Origin of the sequence: Sorangium sp. So ce448, assembly GCF_051520915.1 — a bacterium.
Classification (GTDB): Bacteria; Myxococcota_A; Polyangia; order Polyangiales; family Polyangiaceae; genus Sorangium; species Sorangium cellulosum_B.
The window spans coordinates 6,054,432-6,068,579 of record NZ_CP150343.1 but is presented as its reverse complement, the minus strand read 5'-3'; the positions used below and the strand labels follow the sequence as shown (position 1 = coordinate 6,068,579).

At 69.9% G+C, this 14,148-nt stretch carries 15 protein-coding genes; 10 read left to right on the top strand and 5 right to left on the bottom strand.

Annotated elements, in window-relative coordinates; all coding sequences use genetic code 11:
- Positions 1–222: 222 nt before the first annotated feature.
- From WMF45_RS22855 to WMF45_RS22840, 4 genes are all read left to right on the top strand, one after another.
- Positions 223–510 (top strand): hypothetical protein, encoded by a 288-nt coding sequence (locus tag WMF45_RS22855; RefSeq protein WP_437718962.1) that lies wholly within the window; start codon positions 223–225, stop codon positions 508–510.
- Positions 511–789: 279 nt separating this feature from the next.
- On the top strand, positions 790–1,116 hold the full coding sequence (locus tag WMF45_RS22850) for a DUF6968 family protein (protein ID WP_437718961.1): 327 nt from the start codon (positions 790–792) through the stop codon (positions 1,114–1,116).
- A gap of 97 nt (positions 1,117–1,213) precedes the next feature.
- Positions 1,214–1,486, top strand: a complete 273-nt coding sequence (locus WMF45_RS22845; RefSeq protein ID WP_437718960.1) for a hypothetical protein — start codon at positions 1,214–1,216, stop codon at positions 1,484–1,486.
- 15 nt (positions 1,487–1,501) lie between these two features.
- On the top strand, positions 1,502–1,780 hold the full coding sequence (locus WMF45_RS22840; RefSeq protein WP_437718959.1) for a hypothetical protein: 279 nt from the start codon (positions 1,502–1,504) through the stop codon (positions 1,778–1,780).
- A gap of 170 nt (positions 1,781–1,950) precedes the next feature.
- Here the strand turns inward: WMF45_RS22840 and WMF45_RS22835 are convergent, their stop codons facing one another.
- Genes WMF45_RS22835 through WMF45_RS22825 form a run of 3 tightly spaced genes read right to left on the bottom strand, consistent with a single transcriptional unit; the run spans position 1,951 to position 6,282 of the window.
- Positions 1,951–3,477: a hypothetical protein gene (locus tag WMF45_RS22835; protein WP_437718958.1), complete on the bottom strand. Its 1,527-nt coding sequence runs from the start codon at positions 3,475–3,477 to the stop codon at positions 1,951–1,953.
- A gap of 37 nt (positions 3,478–3,514) precedes the next feature.
- Positions 3,515–5,140: a hypothetical protein gene (locus WMF45_RS22830; RefSeq protein ID WP_437718957.1), complete on the bottom strand. Its 1,626-nt coding sequence runs from the start codon at positions 5,138–5,140 to the stop codon at positions 3,515–3,517.
- 20 nt (positions 5,141–5,160) lie between these two features.
- Complete coding sequence (locus WMF45_RS22825) at positions 5,161–6,282, bottom strand: PEGA domain-containing protein (protein ID WP_437718956.1); 1,122 nt, start codon at positions 6,280–6,282, stop codon at positions 5,161–5,163.
- 482 nt (positions 6,283–6,764) lie between these two features.
- Between WMF45_RS22825 and WMF45_RS22820 the strand changes: the two genes are divergently transcribed.
- A complete protein-coding gene (locus WMF45_RS22820; RefSeq protein ID WP_437718955.1) occupies positions 6,765–6,920 on the top strand; it encodes a hypothetical protein in 156 nt (51 codons plus the stop codon).
- A 49-nt stretch (positions 6,921–6,969) separates the two neighbouring features.
- Here the strand turns inward: WMF45_RS22820 and WMF45_RS22815 are convergent, their stop codons facing one another.
- Positions 6,970–8,529, bottom strand: a complete 1,560-nt coding sequence (locus WMF45_RS22815) for a hypothetical protein (RefSeq protein ID WP_437718954.1) — start codon at positions 8,527–8,529, stop codon at positions 6,970–6,972.
- A 305-nt stretch (positions 8,530–8,834) separates the two neighbouring features.
- Between WMF45_RS22815 and WMF45_RS22810 the strand changes: the two genes are divergently transcribed.
- The 4 genes from WMF45_RS22810 (at position 8,835) to WMF45_RS22795 (ending at position 12,311) form a co-directional block, all read left to right on the top strand.
- Entirely contained in the window at positions 8,835–9,806 is a 972-nt protein-coding gene (locus WMF45_RS22810; RefSeq protein ID WP_437718953.1) for a hypothetical protein, read from the top strand.
- Positions 9,807–10,136: 330 nt separating this feature from the next.
- On the top strand, positions 10,137–11,111 hold the full coding sequence (locus WMF45_RS22805; protein WP_437719569.1) for an SDR family oxidoreductase: 975 nt from the start codon (positions 10,137–10,139) through the stop codon (positions 11,109–11,111).
- A 29-nt stretch (positions 11,112–11,140) separates the two neighbouring features.
- On the top strand, positions 11,141–11,803 hold the full coding sequence (locus WMF45_RS22800) for a hypothetical protein (protein WP_437718952.1): 663 nt from the start codon (positions 11,141–11,143) through the stop codon (positions 11,801–11,803).
- Positions 11,694–12,311: a hypothetical protein gene (locus WMF45_RS22795; RefSeq protein WP_437718951.1), complete on the top strand. Its 618-nt coding sequence runs from the start codon at positions 11,694–11,696 to the stop codon at positions 12,309–12,311. Before WMF45_RS22800 ends, WMF45_RS22795 begins: the two co-directional genes overlap by 110 nt.
- A 126-nt stretch (positions 12,312–12,437) precedes the next feature.
- Here the strand turns inward: WMF45_RS22795 and WMF45_RS22790 are convergent, their stop codons facing one another.
- Positions 12,438–12,896 carry a YciI family protein gene (locus tag WMF45_RS22790; protein ID WP_437718950.1) on the bottom strand — a complete coding sequence of 153 codons (459 nt, stop codon included), beginning with the start codon at positions 12,894–12,896 and terminating at the stop codon, positions 12,438–12,440.
- Positions 12,897–13,388: 492 nt separating this feature from the next.
- On the opposite strand from WMF45_RS22790, the gene WMF45_RS22785 reads away from it, so the two are divergent.
- Positions 13,389–14,033 (top strand): helix-turn-helix transcriptional regulator, encoded by a 645-nt coding sequence (locus WMF45_RS22785; protein WP_437718949.1) that lies wholly within the window; start codon positions 13,389–13,391, stop codon positions 14,031–14,033.
- Positions 14,034–14,148: the final 115 nt, after the last annotated feature.

Sequence of the window (14,148 nt, the reverse complement as noted above, 5' to 3'; positions counted from 1 at the left end):
GTGCACCTCGGCTCGGGAGCGCAGTCGTGCGGCCCGTGCCGGTGGGTGAATGGCGCGAATGGGGATTGCAAGGAGCGCTGCAAGCTGAACTGTGATGCAATTCACGATGGTTGTCATGAGGACTGCACAAAACGCGATCCTACGTCAACGTGTCGCGCGAAGTGTAATGCCGAATATTCCAAGTGTCTTCGCAGATGCGAGGATAGCTGCAAGTGAGGTCCAATGCTTGAGCTGACCACGATATTTACCCCAGTGGACGGTAGTCCGAAGCGGACCATCACGCTTCGAATCAGTGATGTGCGGCTCGATTCCGATGGCGCTTCGTGGTCTGTTGGCGTGGAGATTCTCGGGTTCAAGGATGATGACAGGGTTCGGCTGAAACAGGTAGACTGGACACAGGCGATCGTGGATGGTGCCCAATTCATCGCTCGGAGGGTCAACGACAAGGTCGAGAACGCGGGCGGCGGAACCCTCGACCCACCCATTTGGAACACGACATGGGGAACTTGAGCGAGTGGACGCGATGGTGGACACCAATGCTCGGCGCCGCGCGCTCGGGGCGGTGGTCGAGCTCGGCCATGTGGCCGGCGGGCTCTTCAGCATGGCCGGGGTGAGGTTCGCGAGCACGAGGCCGGATCGAGGTCGCCGTCGGCGTGGTCGAGCATGCCGGGGGGCGGCCGCGGGATCGACGGGGGCGCTGGTGAGCTCGGAGCGCGCCAGCGTCGCGCTACATGGCGCCTGTATCCGTCGCTACCTCAGGAATTGTGAAAAAAGGGCTAGGGCTGAACAATGAGTTCTCATGCGACAACAAGGGCGCTGGTGCGCACCCTCGAAATGACGCTGCCAGGCTCGAGCGACGTCCACGACATCGTTGTTCGCATCGGGCTTCCAGAGCCCGATCCCCTTCCGGGCGGAGACTTCCGTGTGCTACTTGAGATCAGTGGGTTCGACGAGCCGTACTCTCGCCACTTTTACGGTGTCGACGAACTCCAGGCATTTCTTGCTGCATGCTGGATCGTGCCGCCAATCCTCGCCACACTTCCCCCCGCCGGAGCCAGGTTAAAATGGCTTGGCGAGGATGACCTCGGGTTCGGGCCTTCCTCTGCGACCCCCTGAAGAGGCGAGGAGATTTGCGGCCGGTGGATGCTGCGTATCGGAGGGGTCACCGCGCTCGGTGCCGTGGTCGAGAACACGACAGAGATTACGGGTGGTCATGATCGAGTTGAAATATCGATTTCATGGTGATGCTTCTCGGGATGTTGCTGTGCGATTGTCCGATGTCAGGCCGGCGCGCGATGCCGACGACCCCGCGCCTTGGGACATCGGCGTAACGATCGTATGGGGAGCGGAGATCGCATTTGACCGACCGTTGGCTGGTGCGGACCCACTCCATGCTGTGGAGCTAGCTGCTCAATTTGCGTCCAAGTACCTCCGCGGTCGAGCGGAAGATGAGGGCGGCACGCTTGAACCGCCGATTGTGCCGTAAAGAGAGAGAGGGTGGATGAACGCGATAATAGAGGTTACGTCCATGTTCACGCCCTCGGACGGAGGGGCGCCGCGGACCATCACGATCCGCGTTGGCGACCTCCGCGAGGATCCCGACGGACTGTGGTCTGTGGCCGTGGACGTGCTCGGGTTCAAGACCGATGATCACGTACGTCTCAAGGGCGCTGACTGGCTGAACACCATCGAGAGTGCGGCCGGCTTCATTCGGCAGCTCGCCGGAGGCAAGGTCAGGGATTACGGCGGCACCATGACCCCGCTCCTCCTTCCGCCTTGACGTCTGCGGCGCGAGAGTCCGAGCTCGCATCGCGCCGCCTTCGGCGTCGAGGCGCCTCTGGACCGCAGCGGCCGTGCCGGAGTCCGCTTTGCGGGCGTCTGGCTGTCCTGGTCCGCGGTGACGCGCCCTGGGCCGAGCCGGATAGCTCGCCGCGGGAAGCTTCAATCCAGCTATTCAGGAAACCGAAGCGTCGCGTGAGCCTCGCCGCTCTCTCCCACCGTCATGCTGCCATCGTGGTTCCAGCTGGTGCCGCCCTTGCCCGGCTGTCCGGTCTCGATGGTGACGCCCTCGAGCGTGAGCCGGTCCTCGTCGAGGTAGGCGATGCCGATCGAGTCGCCGCCACGCCCTGGGCCGCCGTAGCCGCCGGGTCCTCCCTCGCCGCCTTGGCCGCCGAGACAGGAGTAGAACCCATCCCCCAGCGCTCCGCCCCGAACGCCTCGGCCGCCTCGGCCGCTGCGCTGGGGTTTCCCGCCGTCGCCGCCGCTGCCGCCAAAGTCCGACGTGATCTTGGTGTCGCGCACGGTCACCCGGGCGTGAAGGGCGAGGACGCCGATGGACGGATGTCCGTTCGCTCCCCCGCGGCCTCCTCGGCCTCCGCAACCGCCGGCCCCACCCGAGCCTCCTCCTGGGCCTCCCTTGGAGGCCACGCCGCACAGGGGGATTCCACCCCAGCGACCGCCACCGCCGCCTCCGCCCTGGCCCGGCGTGCCCCAGGTGCCCTCGCCGCCCGTGTCGCCCTCCCATCCTGTCTCGGTGAGGCGCCCGATGCCCTTGCCCGGTGCGCCCTGGGTTCCCGGAGCCCCCGGGCCCCCAACGGATCCGAGGGAGCAACTCATGTCGTCCCGCTCCCCGATACCGCCGCGCGCGGGCGAAGAGTAGGCGGGCTCCCCGTCGCCTCCATCCTCGGCGCTGTCGGGCAGTCCATCCCCTCCCTTGCCGCCAACGCTGATGAGCCCGTTCTCGCACCGGTTCACGACCGCAGCGCCGCCGGCGACGACGGTCGCCGAGCACGCGTCCTCACCGAAATTGCCATCCGGTGCGGCCGGTTGGTTGGTCGGCCACTGCTCGCCATGGCTGCCTCCGTCTCCTCCGTTGGTGGAGATCTCGCACCGCAGGATCTCGACCACCGTGCTCGACTGAATGAGCACGCCGACCTGGGTCCAGCTCTGGACGTAGAGGTCGGCGAGCGTCGTCACCCCGTCCGCAGCCCCCCGGTCTTCCGGGCCCGCGGGCTCGACGGTCACCATGGGAGTGAAGACCCGCTCGTGATAAAACGAGGACCGCTTGGGTAGATCGCTGCGGACCCATTTCCGGCAGTCGAAGCCCCCGAGGAGATCCACGCCGGAGGGCACCCTGACGTCACGCACCCTGAATCCGTCGTTGCAGATGAACACGCGCCCTCGTCCCTTGCGCGCGAGCTCGATGCCGCGCTCGACGGTGGACACCGGCTTCGCCTTCGTGCCGGGGTTCCCGTCGTCGCCAAAACCGTAGGGGCCGGCGACGAACACGCCGCAGCCGTCGTCGAGGATGTCGGCGGCGACGTGCTCGACGCAGACCGACTCCGGGGGCGGCTCGCCCTCGCACGAGGCGCCTTCACAAGGCGTCACGCCAGGGTCGTGCACGTCGGGCACGGTTCCGCAGCCGGTCGCCCACGGCGACGACAGGAGGAGGAAGGTTGCAGCGGTGGTTTTCCTCATGGGCGTGTCCTCACGTGTGCCGCAAGCACAGGGCGGTTCATCGAGCCGGTTCCGGATCTGGCGTATCGAACGGGTACCAGAACCGCGTAATCCCATCGTCCCCCTGGCCGAGCATGCTTCCAGGGGTTGCGTTGCCGCCGAGCCCTCCGGCGCCGGCTTCCCCGGGCAAGACCTTCGCAAGCTCCGAGATGGCGACGGAGGCGCCCACGGAGCCGATGCCGAGCGAGTGGCCACCGAGACCGCCGCCGGCATCGCCCCCGCGACCGCCGTCGCCGCCGCCTCCGCCGCGGCATCCGGGCGCCGTGGCGGTCAGACTAGCGCGTCCACCGTTGCCGCCGGCAAAGCCTGAGCCTCCCCACTGGCCCGTTCCGCCGACCCCGCCATCGCCGCCCTTGGCCCCGAGGACCGTGCTGCCGGCCTCGACGGTGATGGCGCTCCCCTGCAGTGCCACGATCGCGATGCTCGCGCCCCCGTAGTCGCCTCCCTGGCCCCCTTTGCCCCCGCAGCCGCCGCTGCCCCCCGAGCCGCCGGCCGCACCGCCCTGGGGCCGACCAGTCGGACACGCGGTCATGTCGTCGCGCCCTTTGCCGCCGCCACCCCCGCCGCCGCCCTGACCGACACCCCCCTTCTCCCCGTTTTTACCGCGGACGCCGACCCATCCGTAGACGTCCAGAAGGCCAGCACCCACCGCTCCGGCAGCGCGCTCTGCATCGGCGCCGTTGGCTCCGTTCTCTCCTGGCGTGCACGGCATGCTGGACGCGCCGGAGCCACTCAGGCCGAGGTTGGGCGGATCCCCTACTGGTTTCGGCAGCCCTGAAGCACCGTCGCCACCCGTCTCGAGCCCGCCGTCGCCCCCGTAGCCACCCCTCGACTCGATGCCATCGCCGCACATGGTCACGACGGGAAGGGCGCCCGGCGCCACGTCCGCGGTGCAGGCGTCCACGCCGTTGTTCCCCACCACGCCGGAGCTCGCGCGGAAGCTCGGCGCGTCCTCGCCCGGATCCCCATTCTTGCCATCACCCGCGAGGATCTTGCTCTCCCGCACGATCGCCCTGGCCCCGGTGCTCAGGATCATCGCGATCGACGACTTGCCGTCGTCCGCGGACGCATCCGCCGCCTCGAGGTGCACGCCGAAGACCGTGGACGTCGCGCCCTCTTCTTCTCCCGTGATCACCCGCAGCGGGATCCCCACCGGCGGCGCGATGATCGTCGGGTGATCCGGTCCGCCGAACGATCCCTCATACGACCAACCGCCGCCGTCACACCGGCGCCCGCCCCAGAGGTCGACCCCCGAGGGCAGCGTGATCTTCTCCTCGAACACCCCACCGCACGCGTACACGCGCCGGGTCGCTGTTTCGCTGTGGCCTCGCCCGTGCTCGGCGAGCCCGATCGCGTGCTGGAGCGTCTTGACTGGCGCGCCCTTCGTGCCGGGGCCCGTGTCGTCGCCCTGCTCGCTGACGAACACCCCGCATTCGTCGAGCGCTGGCGCCGTGCCGGGCTCTCCGTCGCACAGACCGGGCGGAGGCTCCGGATCGGGGGCGCACGCCGCCACCTCCCCGCAAAGATCGGTGTAAGCGCACCCCGTCAGCATGCCCGTGCCGCACGCGCAGAGCGCGACAGCGACGACGGACGCCGCCGCGCGCCGTCCTTTCTTCGAACGCATCTCCTCTACCCCCGATGTCTTCACCACTGCCCCCCGATGCTCACGCCGGTCTCTCGCCCGGTCGCCACGGGCGCGACGTGAACCCGACCCTGCGTCGGCGTGCGCCCCAGGAAGGAGAAGTCGGTGAAGAACGACGCAGCGGTCAGTGCCCCGATCACACCCCCCGCGATGACCAGGCCAGTCCCCACGCCGGCGGACAGGTTGCGCGCATCGCGCAGCCGGACAAGGTCAGCGCACGGGGAGTTCTGCGGCGCTTGCCAGCACATGGACGAGCTCGACGTCACACCACGCGTCAGCCCGTCGCGCCGCTCGCTCAGGTCCCCATCGAGCTTGCTGGCCCTGACCATGAAGATGCCGCCCCCGAGAAGGGCGCCCGTCGTGACGGCGATGCCCGTGATACGCAGCGTCCCTGGCCAGGAAGCCCACGGGCTGGCGGCCTGCGCGCGCGGAGTGGGCGAAGCGCGCACGGAGGTCGGCGTCATCGACGCGGTCTCCTTGGCGCTGCTCGCCTCCTTGGCGCTGCTCGCCTCCGCACACGGCAACGGCATCGTGAACTCGTGCTCCGCGCCCGCCACGGCGCGCAACGTATGCAGCGCGTCCTTACAGCCCGGTGCACGCCCCCGCACCATGTGTTGGCCCGGCTCCAAGAACAGGGTGTAGGTCCGCGCGGTCCGACCGATGGGCTTGCCGTCGATGAGCACCTCGGCGTCGGGCGGATCGACCGCGAGGACGAGCGTCGCGACGTGCTTCGCTGCCTCGCGCAGGCCCGCCTCGAATCGCCGCTGGAGCGCTGCCGGCAGCGCTTCGCGCTGGTCCAGGCTCCTGGCAAGGTGCTCGGCCGCATCGCGGTACCTGTGAAGCGCGACCTCGCAAAGGCCGAGCTCGCCGGCGAGCTCCGCGCGCTCTCTCTCGGTGCTGGTCGCCGGGTCTGCGGCCTCGAAGGCCGCCTTGTAGGCAGCGTGTGCCTCGGTCCACTGTCCCGCTGCGCGCGCTCTCTGACCACGGCGAACATGGTCCTTCACCGCCGCACTGCCGCTCGGATTCGTCTTCGGCTGGATCCCGTTCGCGCTGGCCGAGCTCGTGACGCCTGTTGCGGCCCCGAGCGTGAGAAGAACCGAGCACGCATGTGCCATCAAACGCATGCGGTCACGGTACTCACGCTCACTGCGCAGCGTCAATCAGCGGGAAGCTTCAAGTTTTTGCCCTCTTCGTGAGAAAATGTCACCCGAAACCGCAATGCCGTCGTTTGCCGCCAGGGTTCATGGGGCCTTGCGAGCGAGTCGAGGAGCCTCGGTCGGCGCGCTTTGCTGTTGACAACTCACCAGAACGCACCTCAGAGCCCGCTCCGGCGTTGGTATCTTCGCCGCCGCCGTCGCGCCCGTCTGGGCCGGCGACGCCCGACGGTGGAGGTGACTGATCCCGGCCTTCCCCTGGCCCGCTCGAAGTGCCAGCGCGCGCTCGCGTCCGCAGATGCGCGGCGCCGGTGGCGCTGCTGCGCGGCCTCGGCGCCCTCCTGCGCGGCCCCGGCGGTCCTGCTGCGCGGCCTCGGCGACCCGCCTGCGCACCTATTTGTGTGTCCTATCGTACGATCGCGCGGCTCTTGCGCCGCTCCAGCGCTTCAGTCGTGAACGCCGAGCGGTGGCTGCGCGCCGCTGCGGAGTACTGGTACGCGGGCACCGACAAGATGTCTTTGGCTCCACCGCTCGCGATCCTCGGCGCAGATCTCGAGGAGCTGCTCGACATCGTACTTCGCAGCGCGATCGTCGCCCTTGGCGCGTAGCGCACCCGATCAGCTTGAAAGCCCGAGGGCTTTCTCATGAAGGCACAGATCAGGGCGAGAGCTTCAGAAGGAAGACATCCCGCATCTGGGCGGAGATCGGGCCGTCTCCGAGATCGACCGTGCCCTCGAATCCGCCGAGAACGAAGACGTTGTCCCCGGGGTCTGTGTCGATATCCCATCCGAACTGCGCTCCGGCGCCGCTGAAGTATCGGCTCCAGAGCGCGTCCCCACGGGGGTCGAGCTTGGCGACGAAAGCCTCTTCCACCGCGCCGTCGCCGCTGCCGATAGGCCCGTTGCCGAAGTCGATCGTGCCGTCGAAGCAGCCCGTCAGCACGGTGCTGCCCTGATCGTCCACCGCGAGCTGGTGATGGACCACGCTCATGCCGGCGCCGAATTGCCTGCTCCAGATGTGCTGTCCATCGGGATCGAGCTTCGCGACAGCGATACCAGAGCTCGCGGTGAGGGCGCCTCCGCCGAAGTCCACCGTGCCGTCGAGCGCCGCGAGGACGTGCAGATCCCCATTTTCATCGGTATCGATGTCGATGCCGGTCTGATTGAGCGCACCGCCGAAGCGCTTGCTCCAGCGCGGGGTGCCGTCGGGGTCGAGCTTCGCCACGAAGATGTCTCGGTCCCCCGCGCTGACGAGGGGGCCACCACCGAAGTCAATGGTCCCGCCGAAATCGCCCATGACGAGCACATTGCCCTGCCTGTCCAGCGCGACGCCCCTGCAGGCCTGGTAGTCGTGATCTCCGAAGAGCTTCCCCCAGAGCACCTCGCCGGCGGGATCGAGCTTCAGCACGAAGGCATCGACGCCGCCGGCGCTCACGATCGGCTCGTCGCCGATGGGAATGGAGCCCCTCGCGCCGCCGGTGACGACCGCGTTCCCGGCCCGGTCGACCGCGATGTGGGGCGCGAGCTGAACGGCATCGTTGCCGAAGCGCTTCGCCCAGAGGAGGCGGCCATCGGGGTCAACCTTCGCGACCAGGATATCCTGGCCCTCCGTCGCGCCCGCCATGGGACCCGCGCCGAGGTCGACGGTGCCACGGGCCAGGCCTGCGGCGAGCAGATTGCCCTGCGCGTCGGCGGCGAGGGTCGAGTACTTTGCGATGCCGCTCGCCGTGTTCGGCAAGGCGACGTTCCAGAGGCAGGTACCCGACGCGTCGAGCTTGGCGACGAAGGCGCCGAGTTCCAGGGCGTCGAGGGGCCCTGACCCTGCGGTCAAGGGGCCGCAGCCGAGATCGGTCGACTCGTGGATCTCGGCCGACAAGAAGACGTTCCCTTTTGAATCTGCCGCCACGGCGCGGGGACTCTCCGCTCCGGAACCCGCGATCGTCTTGCTCCAGGGTAGATCGTCCGGCGTGCCTGTTCCTCCGGTGCCCGTGGTCGTTCCCGCGTCTCCGGTGCCCGTGGTCGCTCCTGCGCCTCCGGCGCCCGTGGCCGTCTCCGCGCCTCCGGTGCTGGTCGCGCCGCCGTCGCCGCCTGTGCCCCCGCTGCGCTGATCCGGAATGACGACCGAGGAGCATGCCGTGAGGCATGCTGCGGCGAGCAGCGCACCACTGCGTCCGCGCGATCCGCCGTTCTGAAAGAACACCCATCGAGTGCTGTTCATCCAATGCCTCCGTTGTGAATCCGTGTCGATCGCCCGAACGCTCGACGGCAACATCAGCATGGCCTCAGCGCACGCGCCACTGCCGCGACCTAGGCCCTGCGCCTCGGGCCGACCGCGGTCAACAGCGTCCCGGCGCGCATCGCCTTCGCCCGGAGGTGGTCGATCGCAGATAAAGAATGTCCTGTCAGCTACAGCATGACTGTATGAGACGCGCACAGCGGCGGACCCTCTGCAGTCCCCGCTGAGGGGGCGCCCGCGCGCGCGGCGCCGTTGTCTTTCTCCGCGGCGTCGGAGACGATGGGCCCATGAACGCAGCCGGACGGCGACTTGCCCGGTTCCTCGGGTCGCTGGCGGCCGCGCTGATTGCCGCCGCCGGTTGCAGCGCAGGCGGGGAGGCCTCGGGCACGGGAGGCGCGGCCGCCACCGGCGGCGGTTCCGCGACCGCAGGCGCGCCGGGGACGGGTGGCGGGCCCGCGGCAGACGCCTCGGCGACGGTCGGCGGATCTGAAGCCGGAGGCAGCGCGGCCGCGATGGGCGGCACGGGCGAGGCAGCCGGAGGGGCGGGGGCGGGGGACGGCGGCGCGGGCGGCGCAGTGGGAGCTGGCGGCGCCGGCACGGCGGGCGCGGCGCCGACCGGCGGCACGGGCGGCGCGTTCCCGGCCGGCGACGAGTTCGAAGGCAGCGCGCTCTCGCCGGACTGGACCGTGCTGCGGCCCGACCTCGCGGACGTTGTGGTGAGCGGCGGCGCGCTCTCGCTCACGCCGCACGGCGGGGCGCTGTGGTACCAGGCGAGCCAGGGCGTGCTTGTCTACAAGCTTGTGACCGGCGACTTCAAGGTCACCGCCACCGTCCACGCCCGGCGGGCGTCGAACCGCGACCAGACGCCGAACCAGTTCGCCGACGTCGGCGGCCTCATGGGCCGGAACCCGAGCGGGAGCTCCGAGAACTACGTGCTGGGCGTGGTCGGCTACGCCGAGATGAACCAGCTCGCCGTCGAGCACAAGAGCACCACCAACAGCAGGAGCACGTACGGCGAGACGGCCTTCACCGCCGACGCCGAGCTGCGGCTCTGCCGGACCGGCGCGACCTTCACGATCTACTACCGCCACCCAGGCGACACGGGGTGGCCGACGTCGGTCGCGCCCATCACCCGCGCCGATCTGCCGGCGACGCTTCAGGTCGGCATGATCGCCTACACGGGCGTGCGGTCCTCCGACTACGTCTCCATCTTCGATCGCATCACCTTCGAGCCGGTCGGCGCAGGTTGCGATCGCTGACATGACGTGGCCGGCGCGCCTCCACAGTCGTTCGGCCAGCGAACCTTCCCGTGACCGAGGCAGCTTTTCACCCGGAGCGGGACGCATGAGGATAGGCCCCGAGGGAAAGGACCACGGTGACGACCAGGTGAGGAGTTAGCGTCGCTTTTTCCGGAGGGGGTCGATCGCATGAGCGCGATGATGTCAACTCGCGCGGCGGGACAAAAAATCCGACACGCCCTCTTCGCCGCCTCGCGAGGGTGATCCTGGTGATCACGAGGCGCTGATCCGAGCGATTACGATGCGGCGATCTGGGTGATCACGATGGCGTGAAATCCGCACCGCGCCTCCATCGAGGAAGCGGTTCGCGGCTGCGAGGCCGTGTTCAACTGCGTGCACACGCTCTCGCCGCAGAAGGGCGCCGCGCCCGGCGAGACCTTCGTGGACACCGAGCTGCGCGGCCTGGAGAACGTGGTGGCAGCCTGCCGGATCCACGGCGTGCGGCGCGTGCTCTACGTGACCTTCCTGGGCATCACGCCCGACACGCGCTCGATCTGGGCGCGCGGTCGCTGGAAGGCCGAGCAGATGCTGCTCGGCAGCGGGCGCGACGTGACCATCCTCCGGCCGGGGCAGATCGTCGGACGCGGCGGCTTCGACTTCGACACCACGCTGGCCAACGCGCGGCGGCGCGTTGCGCTGATCCTCGGCGGCGGCCGGAACCGCATGCAGAACATCGCGCTCGACGATCTCGTCCATTACCTCGTGCGCAGCCTCGACGAGCCGCGCACCTTCGGCCGGGCCTTCGACGTGGGCGGCGACGAGGCGTTCACCACCGACGAGATGGTCGACGTGGCGGCCCGCGTGCTCGGCCGGCGCCCGCCGTGGAAGCTGCATCTCCTGCCCTGGCTGCCGGCGCCGTTCGCCGGGCTCTTCGAGCGCCTGGCTGGCCTGCCCCGCGGCGCCTTCGCCGACCTGCTGCTGGGCCTGGACGCCGACCTCGTCGGCGATGTGGGGCCGATCCGCGCCCTCATCCCGCTCACGCCCATGGCTACGCGCAGGCCGTCGAGCGGGCGCTCGCGGACTGAGCACTTGCGCGGGCGACCGGGGCCGCGCGCCGCACGTTATGCGGCTTCGCGACCGACCACGCCGGCAGGTTCGTCTATCCGGCGTCAACGTGGCTTGTGCTCGGACCGAGCGTGTCGCGACGGGATCTCGATCCTCCGTGTGCCCGGGGCGAAGCCGGGCCGTTTTCCGGGCGAGGCGAGCAGCCCGCCGCGGCGCAGCCGGTCGTCTACCGCGCAGGGGCGCAGCCGCGACCCGATGTAACGAACGTACGATCCGCGACGATCGCGAAGGTGAACGCGTTCCCGAGGCCCGCGGGCGGGCCGAGCATCGGGAAGGACATCCAGGTCCACCTCGACCTCGTCGCGTCGGTCAGCCACACGGCGTGGGGCGCCAACGCATGGATCGACTTCCATGTGTTCGACGGCGATGACGCGCTCATCCACGCCGAGACGCTCACGCTGGCATATACCGGCTGGGGACCGATCCAGCAGTATGGATTTGCCGGCAAGATCTACCAGGGACCCACGGCGACGCCAGGGTCGGTGTCGCCACGGCCGGACGCGCGCAAGGTGCAGTATCGACTGTATTACGAGATCGACGGTCAGGTGTTCACGGATGGGATCCCGCACCAGGCGGAGGTCCCGGAGGACGCGCTGATCCGAGCCGCGCACTCCAGCCACGTCATGCGCGGTCAGGATCGCACCACCCCCCCCCCGGGAACCTCCCGTCCACGCTCCCGGCCCCACGCCCGCTGGCACACGACGCCAGGGCCGGCTTCCGGGAATCACTGCGCAGCCGGCCGGAACCATGTAGGATGGCGCTGTACTCAGAAAGCGGGTGAATTTGAGCTTTTCCGATTTCTTCAAGTCGCCGTTCAGCCGGCGGTCCGACGCTTCGTCGCTGCCCTCGCCGCCGCCGGCACCGGAGGAGGACGTCATCGCGCCGCCTTCTGAGGTCGATTTCGCGGCCATCCTGCTGGCTGCCGGCGTGACCCCGGAGCAGCGGAGCAAGATCCTGAAGGCGCAGGAGCTCCTGAGGACGCTGCCGAACGAAACCCCCGTTCCGGTGAAGCGGGACATCGTTGAAGCGGCATTCAGGGCCTTCGACGTCTCGACTCAGGAGATCGTGGCCGCAGCGTCGAAGCAGATCGAGGCGCTGCGGGCGTTCACGCGCACCGGCGAGGAGCACACGCAGCGGGTGCTCGCCGAAGGAAACCACCAGATCACGCTGCTGGAGTCCAAGATCGCCGGTGTGAAGGCGTCGATGGACAGGGAGGTCGCCGCGCAGGCGTTGCGCACCAGGTCCACGCTCGACCAGATCAACGAGGTGCAGCCGGTGCTGCAGTTCTTCGCACGGGATGGGAGCGCCCCGAGCCCCCTGGAAGCCCATGCCACCGTGTCAGGGCCGGGAGAGGGGTCCCAGGGAGAAAGCGTGGACGTCCAGTTCGACGCGGGCCGGTGAGCCTTGTCGGGGCGCGCCCTCTCCTGCCCGCCGCCTGAGCGGACGCCACGGCGTCGCGCGTCGCGGGCCCCCGGCGCCAGCGTCGAGCCTCCTGGCCGCAGGGAGCGTGACGCAGGTCGGCTCGGCCTACCGCTGCCTCGAGAACGACGCGCTCCATGTAGGCGCGACGTCCGCGATGATCTCCATGAACCGCGGCGGGATGTCGGAGGCATCCGTCATCTGCTGGATCGTGAGCACCTCGGCGGTGCCGAGCCCGACGGGGCACCGCAGCGCCCACGCGATCGCCTCTTCCTTCGAGCTCACCTCGATCAGGTAGAAGCCGCCTACCAGCTCCTTCGTCTCGACGAAGGGCCCGTCGAGCACGACGCGCTTGCCCCCGGAGATGCCGACGCGCGCGCGGGCCCCACCGGGGTTGAGGCCCTCGGACGCGATCAGCACGCCGGCCTTCATCAGCTCCTCGTTGTACTTCATGTAGGCGGCGAAGAGCTCCTCGCCCGGTGCCCCCTCCGCCTCTGCGTTCGCGTCGCTGTTCCCCGGCGCTGCTGTCTCGCTGGTCCCCGGTGCTGCGGTGATGATGAAGCGCATCGTCGTGTCTCCTTCTCTCGTCGTGCGGGCGCCCGACCGGCTGAGCCCTGGCTCTACCGTCACGACGAACGAGGGGACGCGCGATCGACACGCCGGGCGATCTTTTTTTCGCCGCCAAGTGTCGGGAAACGCAGGATTTATGTACCCGAGCGCGCAGCAATGACGAACTCCGCCTACCGAATAGGCGTTTGCGGGACTGCGCCGGGACCTCGCCGCCGCTGCTGCTCAGTCGCAGAACGTCAGCCTGCAGCTGCTCCACCTCGCGCAGCGCGACGCGCACGTCGCGCGCGCGCCCGACCCCGCCCTGCAGGCCCTCAGCCCCGCGGCGCCGCTGCGGGCGCTCGTCGCGGAGCGCGCACGCGTCGGTGGGCTCGGCGCCGTCTTCGCGCTGGGCGACGGGCTCGACGCGCTGACCTTCTCGCCGACGCTCTACCTGCTCGAGAGCGCCGCGAGCGTGGCGCAGCTCGCGCATCGCTCGAGCGCGCTTGGGGCGTGCGCCACCAGACGCGGTTCGCGCTCGACGGCGCCGGCGCGCTGCAGCTCGCGGCGCAGCCGTACGCCGGCGCGCTCGCCCCCGCGAGCCAGACCGTGATGATCACCGGGGTGCTCGCCGCGTTGCTGCGCCGGATGGGCCACGGCGAGCTCGTCGTCGCGGGGCGCGCCGCGCGCGGACCGTGGCGCGAGCTCGCCTGCGACGCCCACTGGCTCGGGCCCGCGTCGCTTGCCGAGCCGCCGGTCGCGCTCCGCCTCGCGTGGTCCCGCCGGACCGCGCCGGCGCCGTCCGCGCGCCAGACGTTGCACCCGCCGAGCGCCGCGGACGACCCGGGCGCCGCCACCCTCGCGGCGATCGCGCGCGAGCTGCACGCGCCGTGGACGCCGCAGGGACTCGCGCACGCCACGCGCCAGTCGGTCCGCACGCTGCAACGCCGGCTCGCGGCACACGGCACCACTGCCTCGGCGCTCGCGCGCCGCGTGCGCATGCGCGACGTCACCGTCGCGATCGCCGGCTCGCTTCGGCCGCTCACCGAGATCGCGCACGCGTACGGGTTCAGCGACGCGGCCCACCTGGCGCGCGAGTTCCGCGCCGCGTCGGGCATGCCGCCGAGCGCGTACCGCGCGGTCGCGCGCACGCGCTAGCACGCGCCCACGGCGCGGTGCGCGCGCGCTGCGGCCGACGATTGGCGCGCAGATTCAAGCCCGCCGCGCGCCCCGCTGCGAGGGTGAGCACGCATCGGCGAGCGACCATGCTCCC

What these genes read in the sequence shown, in the direction of transcription:
- WMF45_RS22810 (WP_437718953.1), top strand. Translation starts at nt 8,835, where the DNA reads ATGAACGCAGCCGGACGGCGACTTGCCCGGTTCCTCGGGTCGCTGGCG.
- WMF45_RS22840 (WP_437718959.1), top strand. Translation starts at nt 1,502, where the DNA reads ATGAACGCGATAATAGAGGTTACGTCCATGTTCACGCCCTCGGACGGA.
- WMF45_RS22855 (WP_437718962.1), top strand. Translation starts at nt 223, where the DNA reads ATGCTTGAGCTGACCACGATATTTACCCCAGTGGACGGTAGTCCGAAG.
- WMF45_RS22825 (WP_437718956.1), bottom strand. Translation starts at nt 6,282, where the DNA reads ATGCGTTTGATGGCACATGCGTGCTCGGTTCTTCTCACGCTCGGGGCC.
- WMF45_RS22845 (WP_437718960.1), top strand. Translation starts at nt 1,214, where the DNA reads ATGATCGAGTTGAAATATCGATTTCATGGTGATGCTTCTCGGGATGTT.
- WMF45_RS22850 (WP_437718961.1), top strand. Translation starts at nt 790, where the DNA reads ATGAGTTCTCATGCGACAACAAGGGCGCTGGTGCGCACCCTCGAAATG.
- WMF45_RS22790 (WP_437718950.1), bottom strand. Translation starts at nt 12,896, where the DNA reads ATGCGCTTCATCATCACCGCAGCACCGGGGACCAGCGAGACAGCAGCG.
- WMF45_RS22815 (WP_437718954.1), bottom strand. Translation starts at nt 8,529, where the DNA reads ATGAACAGCACTCGATGGGTGTTCTTTCAGAACGGCGGATCGCGCGGA.
- WMF45_RS22835 (WP_437718958.1), bottom strand. Translation starts at nt 3,477, where the DNA reads ATGAGGAAAACCACCGCTGCAACCTTCCTCCTCCTGTCGTCGCCGTGG.
- WMF45_RS22830 (WP_437718957.1), bottom strand. Translation starts at nt 5,140, where the DNA reads ATGCGTTCGAAGAAAGGACGGCGCGCGGCGGCGTCCGTCGTCGCTGTC.